Genomic DNA, 17,694 nt, shown 5'->3' with positions numbered 1-17,694 from the left:
CCCCATTGAGTAGACATTCCAAATTTAGAGTTTTTCTGGCAAACTATAAAAGCTAGGAGGCTCATTTTGAAGAAATCACGATTCACCGAAACACAGATCATCTCGATTCTTAACGAAGCGGATGCCGGAATGCTGGTAAAAGATATCTGCCGTAAGCATGGTATATCTGACGCAACATATTACAACTGGAAATCTAAATACGGAGGCATGACTGCATCTGATCTTAAAAAGATGAAAGATATGGAGCAGGAGCTTTCTCAGCTAAAAAAGATGTATGCAGACCTCGCTTTAGAAAATAAAGCAATGAAGGACTTAATAGAAAAAAAGCTCTAAGGCCGCAGGAAAGACGTGATGCTGTTACTTTCTTGGTAAATGAGCATAGTCTTTCTGTTTCACAGAGCTGCCGTTGTGCAAGTCTCTCAAGGTCGGCCTATTATAAGCCTGTTGTTGTTAATACAGACGATATTCTTGTGATAAATGCGCTGAATGAACTTGTAAAGAAGCACTCTCGTTGGGGCTTCTGGAAGCTCTTTAAGGTGCTTAGGAAGAAGTATCCTTGGAATCATAAACGAGTCTACAGGGTTTACTGCCAGATGAAGCTTAATCAGAAGCGCAGGGCAAAGAAAAGACTGCCTAAAAGGGAGAATAATTCTCTGTTTGTGCCAGAACTGCCTAATCAGGTTTGGTCAGCAGACTTTGTAAGTGACAGCCTGTATTCTGGAAAAAGATTCAGGACGTTTAATATCATAGACGATTGCAACAGGGAAGCAGTGCACATTGAGATAGATACTTCTCTTACAAGCAGAAGGCTTATCAGCGTATTTGAGAAGATCAGCCTAGAGAGAGGATTACCGGAAGTACTTAGATGCGATAATGGCCCAGAGTTTCTGGGGGCAGAGTTCGTGTCTTGGGCTGAAGATGCTGGAATGAAGATTATGTATATCCAGCCAGGCAAACCGAACCAGAACGCCTACATAGAGAGATTTAACAGAACTTATCGTACTGAGGTTCTTGACCTGTATCTGTTTGATAATTTAGCAGAGGTAAGGGAAGTTACCTACTGGTGGATGATTGAGTACAACGAGGAACGTCCACACGATGCTCTTGACGATATGACACCGATAGAATATATGATGAAGAAACAGAAAACTCTAGTTTAGAACTGTCCTCCTCAAGGGGAAGCTTACGATACAGCTTAACGATTTCGCTAATGCTGTAAATTTCAGCATATATGACACTATCCATGAAGCTGTTAAAAGTTATGCAGGTCTCAGCAAACAGAAAAATCTTAAAGTCACTATATGTGCTGATAACAAAAATATCGGCCGCACTGACAAATATAATCAGGGATTGCTGTATCTCCTTTTTTCAAATCTGATCAACAACGCACTGAAATATGCACCGGATCAGACAAATGTAGACATAACCATTACGAACACCAAAGAAAACACAAAAATAACAATTACTAATAGATTCCCCCGGGTAAACCCGGGGTTCTATGCTTCGCTCATGCTTAACGCATGATTTTTTTACAGCTCAAGTTTGAGCTGTCCTAAATCCTGTTGTCCTTGCAACTCGACGTAATTTCTAATTACGTCTTCGTCTAACCCTATACTACTAACGAAGTATCCCGGCGACCAAACAACATTTTCTTTCCAATATACCTTATCAAGCCAACCAAAGAATTTGCGCATCCTCGAAGCCAATTGGCTTTTGAGTCTACCCATAACTTCAGCAATACTATATTTAGGTGGGATGATTATAACCATGTGCAAATGATCTAAATCAAAGCCAATTGTTTCTATCTCTACTCCCGGCATACTTCTTAAAATACTTGGCAAAGTTTTTCTGATATAAGAACAAACACCAGGCTTTAGGATCTTTCGCCGGTATTTACATACCCAAACAACATGGTATTTCAAACAATATAAACTGTGAGCTGATTTAGTGACTTGCATAGCGGATTATACCGCCGAAAGGCTCATTCATCCACGCATAAATGCGTGGTGTTCTGTCTTCGACTGCATAAAGGTACCCTGGACAAACATGTATATAACAGTTTTTTTGAACGCGGGGTAAAAGGACATAATAACAGCGGTTCAGGATTTGGTACATATTGCAGTAAGTTGATTACAGAACTCATCAAAGGCAAAATCAATGTAAACAACGATAAAGGTCAGGTACAGGTATCTGTGCAGATACCCTTTATATAGCCATCAGAAATTTACGGTAACATTCCTCCCCCTGATACTGATCATCCCCTCTTCTGACATCTGCCTGAATATCCTTGATAAATTCTCTGGAGTGGAGCCAAGCAAAACCGCAAGCTCACATCTGGGAACTGGAAGTCTGAATGATTTTGAACATTTCTTTTTTGTATATTCACTTAAGTAATTTTCCAGCCTGTCTCTGGTGTCGGTCAATGCAAGGTTTTCAATGTAAGAAACATAAAAATCAAACTCTTTCTTACATGCACGAAACATATTCTCCAGAAGGGTTTTATTATCAAAAACAAGCTGCTTAACTGCTTTTTTCTCTATTACAAGTAATTCAGAATGTTCCAGAGCAACAGCAGACAAAAGACTGTCTCCTCCCATTATTCCGTTGGCAAAACTCTCTCCGGGAAATACATATTTAAATACTATCTCTTTCCCTTGTTCACTTATACGATAAAGTTTTGTTAACCCGCTTACCAGATAAAAAGTATTGTTCTGAGCTTCTCCCTGAGTAAAAATAACCTCTTTTTTATTTATTTTCATAATAGAACTGCACTGGCTTATCATTCCAACAACAGCAGGATCAGTGCACTGAAACCTCTGTTTCAAAAAATCAGACACTAATAATACTTTTTTATCTTTCTTAATACTAGTCAATGTTTTTCTCCATTATTGATGTTAAGTCTCATTATCATTAACTGCTAAATATTGTCAAGATTATTAGCATTAGTTTAATACAAAAACACAATATCGCTTTATTAAAAGACCATGATTAAGAAATAAACTGTTACACAGGAGTCCATAATGAAGAAAACATTGATAGCATTGGCAATGATATTTTTTGCCATGTCGACCACAGTTTCAGCAGAAAATTTAATGCAGGACACAATCTATCTCGACACAATATCCGTTACAGGCGAACCAGAATCAAACAAAGACATGCAAAGTACAAATGTCAGGGTTCATGAAGTAAAAAGAAGCAACAATATTGCGGATTTTCTAGAGGATGATCCAGAAATAAGCCTAAAGAGAAAAACTCTTATCGGAGACAGTGGTGATGTTCTCACTATAAGGGGACAGAGCGGACAACGCATACTGCTAAATCTGGACGGCAGAAACATGAACTCCACAGGTACAAACGGCGGTAATTACATCGACTTCAGCACAATTCCTCTGGACAACATTGAAAAAATCGAAGTAATCAAGGGCGGCAGCAGCGCAGAATACGGCAACAATGCCATCGGTGGCGTTATTAATGCTTATACATTCCGTCCGGCAACAAAACCCAAAATAAGCTTATACGGCACAATGGGCTGGTGGGACGAAGATGAGAGTTTCAATAACATACGAGGCAGTTACTCACAAAAATTTGGTCCGGTTGGTCTGAGCCTCGGAGCCAGCTATCAGGAAGCTGACGAATATCTCTGGAATAATGATTACCGGTCAACACACATAGCACCAAAGCTTTATATTGATACACCATGGGATGGAGAACTTATCCTTGGGTATGACTACACTAAAACCTACAGAGGTATGATAAAAACTAACAGAGTTTCTTCAGACCCTGACGATCCGGGATATCATGACAAAATAAACAGCAATGCGCCACTGTCCCTTGGCGAAACTTTTGCCGGAGGCGCAGGAGGTCAGGCAATGAGTGTCATTGGTGACGGAGCCCACTATGATAAAATCAAACACATGTACACTGCTTCATACACCCAGTATATAGGGACAAAAGCTTTTGTTGAGCTGTCAACTTTCATGAACAGAGAAGACCGCATGGACAAAAATTACGCAGATAAAACAACAACAGCTGCAGGCGTAACTGTCAGCGAAGGTGACCTTGTGCTGGACAGAACAGTTGAAGTTGACCGCAGTTATGGTTTTAAAGGAAAGACTGAAATTTACTTTGAAAAACATAAGCTTAACATCGGAGCCGAGCAAAAAAACATGAAAGCAGGTGAGATTGATGTAGACTATGTCGCCCCTGCCCCATGGACAGGCAGTATAGCAAGCTCAGACTCTGGTCCCCGTATCCGAACAAACGCTGTATTTCTTTCCGACTCATGGGACATAACAGACAAGCTGACATTTGACATAGGGGCGAGATACGACCAGTATGACGCACTTCAGCACAAGGATGTTGCGGGGACGAGAACAAGACTTAATTATGATGATGAAAGTATAACCCCAAAAGCCGGAATAACTTATTCATTAACTAACAATGATAAAGTGTCAGTCTATATTTACCAGAGCTACAGAACACCCACTATTCCTGAAATGAATCACTTCGTTGATGCACAGACAGTCCCTCTCCTTGAAAACAGCGAACTTTCCCCGGAAAAAGCCGATGCAGTGGATATCGCTTATAAACACAACTTCGCCAATAATGCCGGACATATTAAACTGTCTGCATTCTACTATGACATAGACGACTATCTTCTCATGGGATCAAACCCTATAACCAACAAAGGACGTATAACATATAACATAGACAATGCTGTCTTCAAAGGTGTCAGTGCAGAGGGCAGGTATAACATAAACCCGAAAATATCTATCAACGCAGGAGTTGCATTTCAGGACTCTGAAAAGAGCGGAGACCCTGTAACAGCTGAATATGCAGACTATTCATCTGATAATGTTGACTATATTCCTGATATAAAAGGAACAGCAGGAGTTATATGGAAAATAAACGACAAACTCACCCTCGATACGGAACTTATCTATGTGGGCGAAAGAGAATATTTCTACTACAGTAAAACAAGAGAACTTGACCCATATTATCTTCTCGGCACAAGTTTGAGCTGGGAATTTGCCAAAAATACAACAGTAGAGTTTTATCTGGACAACATATTTGATGAAGACTACGAGGAACAATACGGATATCCGGCAATCGGACTGAATGGAGGAGTAAGCCTGAAATGGACATATTAGAAAACAAAACAAAAAACATGTGGAACAAAAAAGCACTCTCATATCCCAGATACACTGACAATCCAGACGCATTTGAGGCAGAGGTAATTTACAAGATACAGAAGCAAGGCATAGACCTTACGAAAATGAGCATACTTGATGTGGGATGTGGAAGCGGAAAATTTACCATCGGACTGGGCAAAAAAGCAAAAGATGTCCACGGTATAGACATCTCAGATGAAATGCTGCGCATATTGACAGAAGACTCCGCAAATGAAGGGGTAAATAACATTACAACCCAGCAGACAGACTGGGAAAGCTATATAAAAAAACCGGAAAGCTTTGACATAGTTTTCTGTTCCACAACACCCGCTGTGAGATCACCCGAAGACTACAAAACAGTTACCGAAATAGCCCGGCAATATGTAATATACCTCGGCTGGGCAGGGAGAAAGGATTCAGTTATAACAGACGAGCTGTATAATATATATGATATCAGCAAAAAACCTTTCAACGACACACCGGATGTCAAACGCTGGCTGAAACAGCAGGACATCCCATTTTCATCTGAAGTTATCGAAAATGACTTCATAAAAAGGCTTTCAGAAGATGTGATGCGTGATGAACTTGAAAGTATTCTGAAACAGGCGGGAATAAAGCCTGATGACACAATTATTAAAAACATAATAGCTAAACATTCTGACGGCAAAACCGTAACAAACAAAACATACTTCCGCAGAGAGTTGATTATATGGGAAAGCTAATACTGTTCATCGCCGTATCAGTCACGGGTATTTTATTTTCTCAGGATGCATACGGAGCTGTCGTCACAGACCTGCTAAACAGAAAAGTTCAAATACCAGACAAGATTATAAACCGTATTGTACCACTGAAAAGCAGCATGAGCTTCATATCTTTTCTGGGAGCTCAGGATAAAGTCGTAGGCATAGAAGCCATAGACAGAAAGGATTATGAAAAACGACCTTATGTATATGACAATAAAGAAAAACTCAAAGATGTAACTATTGTGAGCGAAGGCGGAGCGAAAGGACGCCCCAGTCATGAGCTTATAATATCACTCAAGCCTGATGTTGTTTTTACTATAACATCTGACCCGGCAGAAGCGGATATGCTTCAACGCAAACTGAAGACGCCGGTGGTAGTACTGAGCTTTGGATATCAGGGGGTGGAGTTTGAGACGGTTTTCCGCTCACTGAACCTTGCAGGATTGATACTGAATAAGCAAAAGCGTGCGGAATATCTGATTAGCTACATCTCCGGACTACAGACGGAGCTTGACTACCGCCCCGACAAAAAGGTCAGAGCCTATGTTGGCGGGTTATCATATAAAGGGGTAAACGGTATAGACAGCACAGAAGGGCATTTTCTTCCTTTCAGGCTCGCCGGTGTGGAAAATACAGCGGACAGTATCGGGCGCAAAGGACATATCTTTCTACAGAAAGAATACCTTGCCCTGATGAATCCTGAGCTGATATTTATCGACAGTGCCGGCTATGGAATAATCTCCGAAAAAGCAAAGAAAGAACAAGGGTTTTACAGCAGACTTTCAGCTTTTAAAAACGGGCAGGTTTATCAGCTTCCGGCAAATACATATTACTTCATAAATATTGACCTGATGCTAGCCAATGCCTTTTTCATAGCCAAAACCGCATATCCTGATTATTACAAAGAGCTTGATGCCGAAGAGAAAGCAGGCGAGATAATAAAAGTATTTACCGGGCAAAACCTTTACCATGTTATAAAACAGGATACAGGCGGATTTAAAAGGGTGGTTCAGACAAAAACAGGTATGTCCCTGAAGGTTGCAAACTGATGGGAAATAAGCTGGTGTTCTGGGCAGTCATGCTTTTCATGCTGACGCTCTTTACTCTTTTGGGGATCAAACACGGGGCAGTACAAAATTCATGGTCAGAAACTATTCTTGCACTGTTTCGTTCAGGCAGCAACGAAGACCTCATATATTTCATATGGAATCTGCGCCTTCCGAAAATACTTGCCGCTCTGGCGGTCGGAAGCGCTTTGGCTGTGAGCGGTGTGATACTACAAAATATACTGAACAACCCCCTCGCGTCATCCTTCACACTCGGACTGTCTCAGGGTGCATCTTTTGGTGCAACATTTTCTATTATTGTTCTGGGAGCAGGCTTTATGTCCGGCGGGGCTTCTGGTTTCGGTGGGCTTGGTATAGTTGCCGCAGGGGCTTTTGCAGGTGCAGTCTTATCGTCACTGATAATACTGCTGTTCTCATTCGTGAAAGGTATGACACCTCAGGGGCTTATACTCGTCGGTGTTGCAATGTCGGCATTTTTCAGTGCCTGCACAATGCTTATGCAGTATTTCTCGACAGACACACAGCTTGCTGCAGCGGTTTTCTGGACATTCGGAGACCTTGGCAAAGGCGGTTGGTCAGAAGGTATCACTGTCTTTGCCGTTATGACAGCAGGCATCCTCTTCTCTGTGAAATACAGCTGGGACTATAACGCAATCCAGTGGGGAGACCTGCACGCAGCGGGACTTGGCGTTGAGGTCAAAAAGATAAGAATTTACTCTCTCATCATGACTTCTTTGATGTCCGCATTCGCAACAGCTTATTACGGGGTAATAGGTTTTGTTGGGCTGATAGCCCCTCACATGGTCAGGATGATGTTTAAACACGTTGACCACGGATTTCTTATCCCTGCATCTGCTGTTCTGGGAGGGGTTTTTCTGCTTGGGGCTGACACTCTCGCCCAGATGATCTTCTTCCCGCTGTCCCTCCCTGTGGGTGTCATAACGGCTTTTGCCGGAGTCCCTATGTTTCTTTTTATACTTATGAAGAGGTCATTGAAAAATGGTCAAAGCTGAAAACTTATCGTTCTGTCTAAAAAGCGGCAGAAAAATACTTGATAACATATCTTTTAAACTGGAATCATCAGAGATATGCGCCGTTATAGGTCCCAACGGGGCAGGCAAATCCACTCTTATGAAAATTATTAACGGGATAATAACCCCTTCATCGGGGCAGGTCTCCCTCTCTGGTAGGAAGGTCTCAGTAATGAACAGGCTAGACATTGCACGCAAAATTGCATACCTCCCCCAGACTACAAATGCTGTACCATGTAGAGTATACGATTCTGTACTACTTGGACGAAAGCCTTATATAAGCTGGCATCCGAAAGAAAGCGACCACAAACTCACAAGAAAAGTGATAGCAGAACTTGCCATTGAGTCTATGCAGGAAAAATGCGTCACAGAACTTTCCGGAGGAGAATTTCAGAAAACCCTTATAGCAAGAGCGATGGTACAGAATGCCGATATACTCATGCTGGACGAACCGATAAACCATCTGGATGTGAAAAACCAGCTAGAGATCATGGACACTGCAAGCAATGTAACCTATAAACGCAAACTGGCGACTATGATAGTGATGCACGATCTGAATCTCGCTCTCAGATATGCTACTAAAGTTTTGCTGATGAATGACGGTAAATCCATCTACTGCGGTTCGAAAGAAGGATTATCCGAAGATGCTCTTTCTGAAGCATACGGAATAAAAATAAAAATACAGAATATTGATAATAAGAGCGTAGTTATGTTCTGATAACTTTTAAGAAAACTCTCCGGAAAGTAATGCCCCGGCACATATCATAACCGGGGCACTTCAGCATCTATTTAAAAGTTTCAACAAGGAAGCCTGTAAAGCGCTCCCATGACTTAATGTCAGCTTCTTCGTGATAATTCGGAGAGCCAAACACTGTGAAAGCGTGAGGTGCTCCGCTGTAGGTTGTCATCTCGTGGGGAACTTTCGCATCCTCAAGCTGGACAGCGAGTGAGGCAAAATCCTCCATACTGACAGCCTGATCTGCTGTTCCGTGCAGTACCAAGACCTTACCTTTTGTATCGGCATAATTCTGCCCTTCAGGAGTGTTGAGACCACCATGAAATGTCACAAAACCTTTCAGATCAGCGCCGGATCTAGCCAGTTCAAGAATTACCGCACCGCCGAAGCAATAACCTATTGCGACAGCATTATTTATGTCGCCCCCCATCTGGCTTGCAGCAGCCATCCCGCCGTAAAGAAGTTTTCTCATCCTTTCACGGTTCTTGTACAGCTCACCTGTCAGTTTCTTCTTATCTGCTGTGGCGGTGGGTCTAACTCCTTCACCAAACATATCCACAGCAAAAACTGCATACCCGAGGTCGTTCAGCATCTGGGCCCTTTTTACTTCATACTCTGTCAGCCCGTCCCAGTCGTGCACCATAAAAACAAGAGGTGCATCTGCGGAAGGCGAAGTGTAATAACCTTCAAATTTTTCACCATCAACCTTGTATTTGACCGGCACTCCACCTGCGGCGGCAGCCGTCATTACAAAAAGTATAGTTACAGCAATAGTATATAATAATTTCATAAAGTTCTCCTTCTTAAGGACTAATTTAATCTTATCATACACTAAAGATCGTAAATTTGCCGGATAGTTCAATGCTTAAATTTAAGGGGGGTATAAGAAAAGCGGGTGACCGGACTCGAACCGGCGACCTTCAGCTTGGGAAGCTGCAACTCTACCAACTGAGCTACACCCGCTTAAGTTTCTATAAACTATATAATATATTCAAATCGTTTTAGCTATAAAAATCTACATGCAAACCAAATAAAATTAATTTCGACACTTTTTTGTAACCTCTAAGCTGCTCATACGTTATGAAGGTAGATAAACAAACGGAGGCAAAAATGAAAAAAATTATTATGTTTTTAGCAATTGTAATGATGCTTGCTTCATCAGCAACAGTTTATGCCAGAGGCGGCGGAAATGGCGGCGGCGGTCACGGCGGTTCTGGCAGCTCCGGTAGTTCAGGAAACGGTAACGGCACGGGAAATGCCGACTGCTCGGGAACACCGTCAAACTATTCAGGGTCTTCATTCGGCATCTCCACTCAAGATAAACTGTCAGAGTCTGCAGCCGAAAGCGAATCCGCAGGAATGATGGCAGGAAACATGCATCAAAATAGACATCAATATCAGCGCCAATACCAGTATGATGCCGCACCAGAACAGACAACAGAGGCAATAGATACAACAGAGCCTGCCGAAACCTCAGAACCTGACGCAGAAAACACAACTGAAGCAGCGGCAGAATAATAATTATGTAGGCGGGGTTATAAATCCCGCCTATAATTAACCATGAAGCGAAATAAACAATTACTGAGTTTTTTTAACGAATACCAAGGGAGGCTGTTTGGATATCTGATGAAAATGACATTAAACCGACCGGACGCAGAGGATATCTTTCAGGACACTTTCATCAAGTATGCTGACAAATACCCTATGGAACAAAGTCCGGCTCTACTTTACACTATAGCAAGAAATATTTTCTTAGATAAAATACGCAAAAAAGTAAACAAGACGAATTCATACGAAAATGCACCTGTAAACAAAAACAGTCCAGAAGAATGCCTTATATCCAAAAATGCAACTCAAAGGATATTGTCTCTGCTGAAGAAATTGCCGGAGGAAGACAGGGAACTTTTATCTATGGCTGGCTCAGACGGACTTGCATATTCAGAAATAGCAAAGGTAAAAAATATGACTGTTGCCAACATAAAAGTCAGGATATACAGAGCAAGGTTGAAGTTGAAAACAATGATGGAGGCAGAAGATGAGTGATAGAAACATTCTGATCAGCCAGTACATAGACAATGAACTGAATATCAGTGAAAAAATAGATTTTGTAAAAGAGGTGAACAATGACGACAGCTACTTTTCAAGTGCACTTGGTATGCTTGAAATGGAGATGACTATGTCGCATACCATATCACCACCGCCTATCCCTGACATAAGTGCAAGTTCCAAGAGTAAGCTGAACATAACTCGCATCGCTTCTTTCACAGCACTTGCCGCATCACTTATCGTAATGCTCAGAGTTTTCTTTTTCGCACCGGATCATATGCCGGAAATAAGAACAGCTCACAGGTTTGTTCTCTATCATCCAGAAGCTTCTCAGGTTGAAGTTACCGGGACATTCTCCGGCTGGCAGCCTATTTCCATGTACAACGCAGGTAATGGATATTGGCAGATAACCATGCCTCTCAATAAGGGTGAATATGTTTATACATACCTTATAAACGGCAGAACCACTCTACCTGACCCCACTGTTCATGCCAAGCAAAACGATGGTTTCGGCGGAGAAAATTCTGTAATAAGTGTCGGAGAAAGGATTTGAAATACCTAGTAGCCATATTTCTGGCACTGGTGCTGATGTCATGTGCGGATGCACGCTTTTACCGCATAAAAGGGGATATGACCGCGGACTTTCGTATAAAAGATGCATACAGAGTCATACTTTACACATCAGCAAACGGATATCATGGCTTAGAAATGACCGAAGATAACAACTCATGGAAGACAAAGATTCCTGCTGTCAGCTCTTTCAGATACTTTCTGACTGTCGACGGCAGGACATATCTGCCAAACTGCCCACAAAAAGAAAATGACGATTTCGGCGGGCAGATTTGCATATACGAGGAGAGATAAGATGAAGAAAACTATTTTGTTAATACTGCTGAGCATTTCAATATACAGCTTCGCTGATGAATACACCGACCTGCAATCTATCTGCGAAAATGCCGGAGTGCCGGAAAATCTCGCCGTCTCTGTTGCAGAAAAGACAAGAGAGCGACAATTCAGCAAAATCAGCATAGACAACCTTGCAAGTGCTGTAAAAGAAGCAAAAACAAATGAAGCGGTAAAAATGGCAGAAAAAATAGCAGAGGGTATCGCAAAAAATGTCTCCGAAGATAACATTGTAAACGCCGTGGACAATATCAGAGAAAGATATTCCAGAGCGTATAAAATAGCAGATAAAATCAAACTGGATAAAAAGACCTCCGCACAGTTTGCAGATGCAGTGGCCGACGCCATGACAGCAGGCGCCACAGCACAAAAACTTGAAACAGTTGCAGCCGAGATCTCTGTGAAAAAGGACAAAGCATATACAGCCATTAATCTGTACAGAGAGATGATGCAGTACGGAGTAGACGAAGAGACCACTGAAAAAGTTACTATACAAGCTGTCAAAAAACTGAGTGCTGGTGAAATTAATGAATATCGTAAAGCTTTTGCAAAAGGAGCCTCATACGGGAATGCCTCCGGCACAGCCAAACAAATGGGTAAAAGCATACACTCCGGCAAAGGAGCGTCCTCAATGGGCTCTTCGGCAGGCGGAAACAGAGGAAGTTCGGGCGGTAATGGGCACAGCGGTGGAAACGGCAACGGGGGCGGACGTAAATAATTATAGAAGTTAGAATTGCTTTTTGATATTATGCCCTCTGACCAAAGGGGGACAGATGAACCTTATATCCGTTGATAAAATAACTAAAACTGCCGGAGACAAAGAACTTTTTACAGACATCTCATTCGGTATTGATGCAGGACAAAAAACAGCACTCATTGGCGTCAACGGCTGCGGAAAATCCACTCTGCTCAAAATGATAGCGGGATTTATCCAGCCGGACAACGGGCTAATCTCCCGCAACAGAGAGTGCAGAATCAACTATCTCCCACAGATACCCGAGCATAACCCGGACGACACAATCCTTGGCTACATTATGTCCGGCGAATCAGACCTTGTAAAGCTCATCCGTCACTACGAAGAGCTGTGTGCAAATCCTGCAGATACAGATAAATACAAAAACGACCTCGACCACACTATGGAAGAGATGAATAAACTCGATGCATGGCAGTATGAGCATGAAGTCAAGTCCATACTGGGTGAGCTCGGGATAAATGACGTTTCACTGAAAATGGGTACACTGTCCGGCGGCATGATAAAAAAAGCGGCTCTGGCACAGGCTCTGATAGATGAAGGCAATCTGCTGATTCTGGACGAACCGACCAACCATCTGGATATAGAAACCGTAGACTGGCTCCAGACACACCTGAGCAAAACGACAAAGTCTATCCTCATGGTTACCCACGACAGATACTTTCTGGACTCGATATGCAATAATATCATAGAGATAGACCGTGGAGGCATATTCACCTTCGGCGGTAACTATTCATATTATCTGGAAAAGAAAGCAGAGATGGAAGAGAGCCTCGCCCGTGCGGAAGACAGAACACAAAACATACTTAGAAATGAACTTAAATGGCTGAGAAGAGGCGCAAAAGCACGATCCACAAAACAAAAAGCACGTAAAGACCGTATCGAACAGATGCAAAACAGACCAAAACTTCTGAAACAGCAGGATATCGAACTGGAGATAGAGGGGAAACGCCTCGGCAAACAGATTCTTGAGGTGGAGGATATATCTAAATCCTATGAAGGCAGGCAGGTTATCAAGCCTTTCTCGTATACTTTCAAACACATGGAGAGCCTCGGTGTGGTCGGTCCAAACGGTGCTGGGAAAAGTACATTTATAAGGCTGATAACATCAGAAGAGCCTACCGACACCGGCGAGTTACGCAAGGGGCTTAATACCACATTTGCGGTTTTTGACCAGCACAGCAAAGCTCTCAACCCCGACAAACGCCTTATAGATGTTGTAAAAGATGAAAAAGAAACCATCATACTCCCAAACGGGAAATCAATAAGCGCAGGGCAGATGCTTGAGAAATTTCTGTTCCCTTCCATGATGCACCATACACCGGTACATAAACTGTCCGGCGGAGAGAAACGCAGACTGCACCTTGTCCTCATACTGATGCAGAACCCTAACTTTCTCATTCTGGATGAACCCACCAATGACCTCGACATAAAAACACTGTCCGTTCTTGAGGATTTCCTCGTGGGCTTCCCCGGGTGTCTCCTTGTGGTTTCCCACGACAGGTGTTTTATGAACCGTGTGGCGGACAACCTGCTAATCTTTGACGGTGAAGGTAACATTGAAACGTTCTTCGGTGACTACGACGACTATATAGAAGAGAAACGTGAACGGGAAGCAGCGAAGAAGAAAGAGATAAAAGAAAAACAAACACCCGAACCGGAAAAGAAAAAAAATAAACTGACATATATGGAGAAGAAAGAGCTGGAGTCCATTGAGCCGGCTATAGAGAAGCTGGAGTCTGAGCTTGCCGTCCAACAGGCAGTTCTTGCAAAAGGCGGCTCGAACTATACGGAGCTGGCAGAGGCACAGGAGCGCATCGACGAGATCGAAATGGAAATACTCGAAAAGATGGAAAGACAGGAATTTCTGATGGAAAAAGAATAATGACACTGGAAAACCTTCTGACACAGCTAGATACAGATGCACTTAAAGACCTTATCGAAACTGAAACCGTTTATGAAAGCAAGATGCTGAAAACATCCTTCAGCGATATAAGCATAACAGGAATGCCCGCCGTGGAACTATACAGGCTGCACTTTGCCCTGTTCCACAAGCTCTACAAACTGCAAAACGAATATGCTGAAATAGGTAAATACCTGCATGTTCACTTCATGCGCACAGGTGTTTTTGACTACCCTGGAAAGGGTCAGTGCGCCTACTTCCATGACGAAACAATGTCATTTTGCGGAGAGGCTGTTGCTGATGGTTCCGAACACTGCGCACTCCATAACGAACTGCTTGGAGATACCGCAGTGGAATCTATCTCTTTGAAATACTTCTATCTCGACGGTAAGAACTACGACAGGCTGAACAGTGTCACAGCGGAAAGCCTTTTATCCGGCGCCTGGGAGATTCTAAGCTCTGAAAACAACCTTGATGACTCATACAGAACCCTAGGTCTTTACGGACACGAAAACAGCCGTACTGTCAAAACCAGATTCCATGAATTATGCAAAAAACACCACCCGGACCAGGGAGGAAATGTTGAAAAATTTATGAACATAAACAGAGCCTACAGGTTCGTCATAAAATGGCTGGAAGACTCAGCACAGCTCTCTGACAACTAGCTCTCACCCTTCCCGCATTTGAAGTAACAGCATCACATCCCAGCGCTCTCAGCCCGACACACGTACTCTGTTCTAAAGATATGAAGCCTCTATAAGCTGTTTTGTATAAGCGTTTTCAGGGGTCGACAGTATCTTTTCTGTCTGTCCCATTTCAACTATCTCACCGTCCTTCATGACGAGAACTTCATCGCATATTGACTTAACAACACTGAGATCGTGACTGATAAAAACATAAGAAATGCCATACCTGTTCTGAATCTCCGCCAGAAGCTCTATCACCTGATTCTGTACGACCTTATCCAGCGATGATGTCGCCTCATCCAGAAATATCACTTCCGGCTCCATGACAACAGCCCTTGCAATGGCTATCCGCTGACGCTGACCTCCGGAAAACTCGTGGGGATATCTATTAAACATCTCTCTGTCCAGATTCACATCGTCAAATGCTTTAAGAACTTTTTTGCGGATCTGTTCCTTATCTTTCATACCGGATGCTTTTAACCCTTCCGCAACGATCATCCCCGCTGTCATTCTGGGGTTCAGGCTTCCGAACGGATCCTGAAAAACTATCTGAACATGCCTTCTGTAGCTACGCATGTCTCCGGCACTGAGTTTCATCAGGTCAACACCTTTATAAAGGGCTTCCCCGTGCGCATCAGTCAACCGCAGAATGCCTCTGGCAAGGGACGACTTGCCCGAACCGCTTTCACCAACTATTCCCACAGAAGCACCCTGATTTAAAACAAAAGAGGCGCCTTTTACTGCGTGTACATCGTATCTCCCTTTTATCCCCTTCCCTGTGTAACGGACGTTCAGGTTCCGTATATCGAGAACAGGTTCAAGGCTGTCCGGAGGGCAAGCATAGGCTATGTCAACATCAGACAGAAGTTCTCTGGCATATTTTGTCTGCGGATCAGAAAAGAGCTTCTCAGTCTCTGCTGTTTCAACCATAAGCCCATCCTTAACCACTGCAACCCTATGGGCATATTCGCGCACGATGCCCAGATCATGGGTGATCAGCAGTACGGACATATTTCTCTCTTTATTAAGTTTTTTAAGAAGTTCAAGGATCTGTTTCTGTACAGTAACATCCAGTGCTGTTGTCGGCTCATCAGCCACCAGCAAAGACGGTTCCCCGGCAAGAGCCATAGCTATCATAACACGCTGACGCTCACCGCCTGAGAACTGGTGAGGGTACTGGCTCAGTCTGGAAGCGATATCCCTGATGCCCACCTCATGAAGCAAGCCCAAAGCCTTCTGTCTTGCCTTCTTCTCAGGCATTTTATCTATAACCCGCATACGTTCGGTCACCTGTCTGATGACTGTATGCAGAGGGTTAAGTGAAACCATTGGCTCCTGAAAGATATATGCGATCTCTCCGCCTCTTATTTTCCGCATATCATCATTGATAAGCCCTGAAAGTTCTCTGGAATTAAGCTTTATACTCCCTCTCCGGATCTTTGCCCCCTGAGAGCTCATTAAGCCTGTTATGGTGTGTGCGCATACAGATTTACCTGAACCGCTCTCACCTACCAGTGCAAATATCTCGCCTCTGCGGACTTCAAAGCTGAAATCCCTCACAGCTTCAACAACATGATTTTCCATTTCAAAAACAATATTCAGGTTCTTTATCTCAAGTATATTTTCCATTATTTACCTATGTGTCTCGGGTCAAAAGCATCACGCAGAGCTTCCCCGATGAATATCAGAAGAGAGAGCATCACAGAAACAGTAAGAAATGCAGAAACTCCCAGCCACGGTGCATACAGATTAGACTTACCCGCTGCCAGCAGTTCTCCGAGGGACGGCGAACCTGGAGGCATACCGAAACCGAGGAAATCAAGAGACGTAAGCACACCTATCGAGCCACTTAGAATGAACGGGAAAAATGTCATAGTGGCAACCATGGCATTTGGCAGTATGTGCCGGAATATCATCCCGCCGTCACTAACCCCAAGAGCCTTGGCTGCAAGTACATATTCAAGCTGACGACCTTTCAGAAATTCCGCACGAACAACACCTACAAGCCCCATCCAGCCGAAAATTGTCATAATAAACAGAAGCCACCAGAAACCGGGACGTATGAGACTGCTCATTATTATCAGCATGTAAAGCATAGGAATGCCCGACCATATCTCCATAAAGCGCTGACCAAAAAGGTCAATCCTACCGCCATAATATCCCTGAACAGCTCCGGCACATATGCCGATAAAAGACGTGACTATGGTCAGCATTATACCGAAAAGCACAGAAAGCCTAAAACCGTATAGCAAACGGGCAAAAACATCCCGCCCCTGATCATCTGTCCCCAGCGGATTTTCCCATGTGGGGGGTGTCGGAGGGGGTTCAGGCAGATCGTACCTTATGGTTGCATAGCTGTACTTCACAGGTGCCCAAACGATGAAGCCGTCCTCTTCGATCATTTCTCTCAGATACGGGTCTCTGTAGTTTGCCTCTGTTTCAAAAAAACCGCCTAGATCTTTTTCTGTATATTGCTTTAATACAGGGAAATAAAACTCGCCATGATACTTTATCATCAACGGTTTATCATTTGCGATAACCTCGGCAAAGAGGCTCAGGATAAACAGCGACATGAATATGACAAGGCTTACGCTCCCCCTTTTATTCTTCATAAATCTCTTGAATCTGCGTTTATTTAAAGGTGATATTTCAAACAT

The 17,694-nt window shown here is 43.2% G+C and carries 19 protein-coding genes and 1 tRNA gene; 14 read left to right on the top strand and 6 right to left on the bottom strand.

The features are described from left to right. Window positions 1-66 precede the first annotated feature (66 nt). Window positions 67-1,160 (top strand): IS3 family transposase gene (locus DACET_RS04990; RefSeq protein ID WP_148214147.1). Its coding sequence is split into 2 segments (ribosomal slippage): window positions 67-328 and window positions 328-1,160, totalling 1,095 coding nucleotides; the frame shifts between segments, so codons are not numbered across the junction. Between the two features lie 190 nt (window positions 1,161-1,350). Next, complete coding sequence (locus DACET_RS16750; protein ID WP_430640269.1) at window positions 1,351-1,524, top strand: ATP-binding protein; 174 nt, start codon at window positions 1,351-1,353, stop codon at window positions 1,522-1,524. Between the two features lie 5 nt (window positions 1,525-1,529). Here the strand turns inward: DACET_RS16750 and tnpA are convergent, their stop codons facing one another. Continuing rightward, the gene (tnpA, locus tag DACET_RS15960; RefSeq protein ID WP_013010299.1) at window positions 1,530-1,958 is read right to left on the bottom strand and encodes an IS200/IS605 family transposase; all 429 of its coding nucleotides are present in this window, start codon (window positions 1,956-1,958) and stop codon (window positions 1,530-1,532) included. A 258-nt stretch (window positions 1,959-2,216) separates the two neighbouring features. Next, window positions 2,217-2,759: a Crp/Fnr family transcriptional regulator gene (locus DACET_RS04975; protein WP_169304186.1), complete on the bottom strand. Its 543-nt coding sequence runs from the start codon at window positions 2,757-2,759 to the stop codon at window positions 2,217-2,219. Between the two features lie 261 nt (window positions 2,760-3,020). Here DACET_RS04975 and DACET_RS04970 point away from each other — a divergent pair, with 261 nt between their 5' ends. Genes DACET_RS04970 through DACET_RS04950 form a run of 5 tightly spaced genes read left to right on the top strand, consistent with a single transcriptional unit; the run spans window position 3,021 to window position 8,730 of the window. After that, window positions 3,021-5,150, top strand: coding sequence for a TonB-dependent receptor (locus tag DACET_RS04970; RefSeq protein ID WP_013010297.1), 2,130 nt, complete (start codon window positions 3,021-3,023; stop codon window positions 5,148-5,150). Further along, window positions 5,138-5,893, top strand: a complete 756-nt coding sequence (locus DACET_RS04965) for a class I SAM-dependent methyltransferase (RefSeq protein ID WP_013010296.1) — start codon at window positions 5,138-5,140, stop codon at window positions 5,891-5,893. The genes DACET_RS04970 and DACET_RS04965 overlap by 13 nt, the downstream gene beginning before the upstream one ends. Further along, window positions 5,881-6,963 (top strand): ABC transporter substrate-binding protein, encoded by a 1,083-nt coding sequence (locus DACET_RS04960; RefSeq protein WP_013010295.1) that lies wholly within the window; start codon window positions 5,881-5,883, stop codon window positions 6,961-6,963. The genes DACET_RS04965 and DACET_RS04960 overlap by 13 nt, the downstream gene beginning before the upstream one ends. Beyond that, window positions 6,963-7,994: a FecCD family ABC transporter permease gene (locus tag DACET_RS04955; RefSeq protein ID WP_013010294.1), complete on the top strand. Its 1,032-nt coding sequence runs from the start codon at window positions 6,963-6,965 to the stop codon at window positions 7,992-7,994. The genes DACET_RS04960 and DACET_RS04955 overlap by 1 nt, the downstream gene beginning before the upstream one ends. Beyond that, window positions 7,981-8,730 (top strand): ABC transporter ATP-binding protein, encoded by a 750-nt coding sequence (locus tag DACET_RS04950; protein WP_013010293.1) that lies wholly within the window; start codon window positions 7,981-7,983, stop codon window positions 8,728-8,730. The genes DACET_RS04955 and DACET_RS04950 overlap by 14 nt, the downstream gene beginning before the upstream one ends. Window positions 8,731-8,797: 67 nt before the next feature. Here the strand turns inward: DACET_RS04950 and DACET_RS04945 are convergent, their stop codons facing one another. Next, the gene (locus DACET_RS04945; protein ID WP_013010292.1) at window positions 8,798-9,538 is read right to left on the bottom strand and encodes a dienelactone hydrolase family protein; all 741 of its coding nucleotides are present in this window, start codon (window positions 9,536-9,538) and stop codon (window positions 8,798-8,800) included. A 100-nt stretch (window positions 9,539-9,638) separates the two neighbouring features. Further along, a tRNA-Gly gene (locus tag DACET_RS04940) sits at window positions 9,639-9,711 on the bottom strand. Window positions 9,712-9,858: 147 nt separating this feature from the next. Here DACET_RS04940 and DACET_RS15440 point away from each other — a divergent pair. From DACET_RS15440 to DACET_RS04905, 7 genes are read left to right on the top strand one after another with little or no spacing between them, the layout of a single operon-like run. Continuing rightward, a complete protein-coding gene (locus DACET_RS15440) occupies window positions 9,859-10,266 on the top strand; it encodes a hypothetical protein (RefSeq protein ID WP_013010291.1) in 408 nt (135 codons plus the stop codon). Window positions 10,267-10,308: 42 nt separating this feature from the next. Beyond that, window positions 10,309-10,791 carry an RNA polymerase sigma factor gene (locus DACET_RS04930; protein ID WP_013010290.1) on the top strand — a complete coding sequence of 161 codons (483 nt, stop codon included), beginning with the start codon at window positions 10,309-10,311 and terminating at the stop codon, window positions 10,789-10,791. Then, window positions 10,784-11,347: a glycogen-binding domain-containing protein gene (locus tag DACET_RS15435; RefSeq protein WP_013010289.1), complete on the top strand. Its 564-nt coding sequence runs from the start codon at window positions 10,784-10,786 to the stop codon at window positions 11,345-11,347. The genes DACET_RS04930 and DACET_RS15435 overlap by 8 nt, the downstream gene beginning before the upstream one ends. After that, entirely contained in the window at window positions 11,344-11,658 is a 315-nt protein-coding gene (locus DACET_RS04920; RefSeq protein ID WP_013010288.1) for a hypothetical protein, read from the top strand. Before DACET_RS15435 ends, DACET_RS04920 begins: the two co-directional genes overlap by 4 nt. A gap of 1 nt (window position 11,659) precedes the next feature. Next, window positions 11,660-12,415: a hypothetical protein gene (locus tag DACET_RS04915; protein ID WP_013010287.1), complete on the top strand. Its 756-nt coding sequence runs from the start codon at window positions 11,660-11,662 to the stop codon at window positions 12,413-12,415. Window positions 12,416-12,470: 55 nt separating this feature from the next. Beyond that, a complete protein-coding gene (locus DACET_RS04910; RefSeq protein WP_013010286.1) occupies window positions 12,471-14,333 on the top strand; it encodes an ABC-F family ATP-binding cassette domain-containing protein in 1,863 nt (620 codons plus the stop codon). Then, the gene (locus DACET_RS04905) at window positions 14,333-15,016 is read left to right on the top strand and encodes a DNA-J related domain-containing protein (RefSeq protein WP_013010285.1); all 684 of its coding nucleotides are present in this window, start codon (window positions 14,333-14,335) and stop codon (window positions 15,014-15,016) included. The genes DACET_RS04910 and DACET_RS04905 overlap by 1 nt, the downstream gene beginning before the upstream one ends. A 72-nt stretch (window positions 15,017-15,088) precedes the next feature. Here DACET_RS04905 and DACET_RS04900 read toward each other — a convergent pair whose 3' ends face one another. Together DACET_RS04900 and DACET_RS04895 are read right to left on the bottom strand one after the other, a co-directional pair. Beyond that, window positions 15,089-16,666 carry an ABC transporter ATP-binding protein gene (locus DACET_RS04900; protein WP_013010284.1) on the bottom strand — a complete coding sequence of 526 codons (1,578 nt, stop codon included), beginning with the start codon at window positions 16,664-16,666 and terminating at the stop codon, window positions 15,089-15,091. Continuing rightward, the gene (locus DACET_RS04895; protein WP_013010283.1) at window positions 16,666-17,694 is read right to left on the bottom strand and encodes an ABC transporter permease; all 1,029 of its coding nucleotides are present in this window, start codon (window positions 17,692-17,694) and stop codon (window positions 16,666-16,668) included. Before DACET_RS04895 ends, DACET_RS04900 begins: the two co-directional genes overlap by 1 nt.

The sequence above is a fragment of the Denitrovibrio acetiphilus DSM 12809 genome (assembly GCF_000025725.1).
GTDB lineage: Bacteria > Chrysiogenota > Deferribacteres > Deferribacterales > Geovibrionaceae > Denitrovibrio > Denitrovibrio acetiphilus.
Note: the sequence above shows the minus strand (reverse complement) of the source record. Positions and strands in the feature narration are given on the sequence as shown.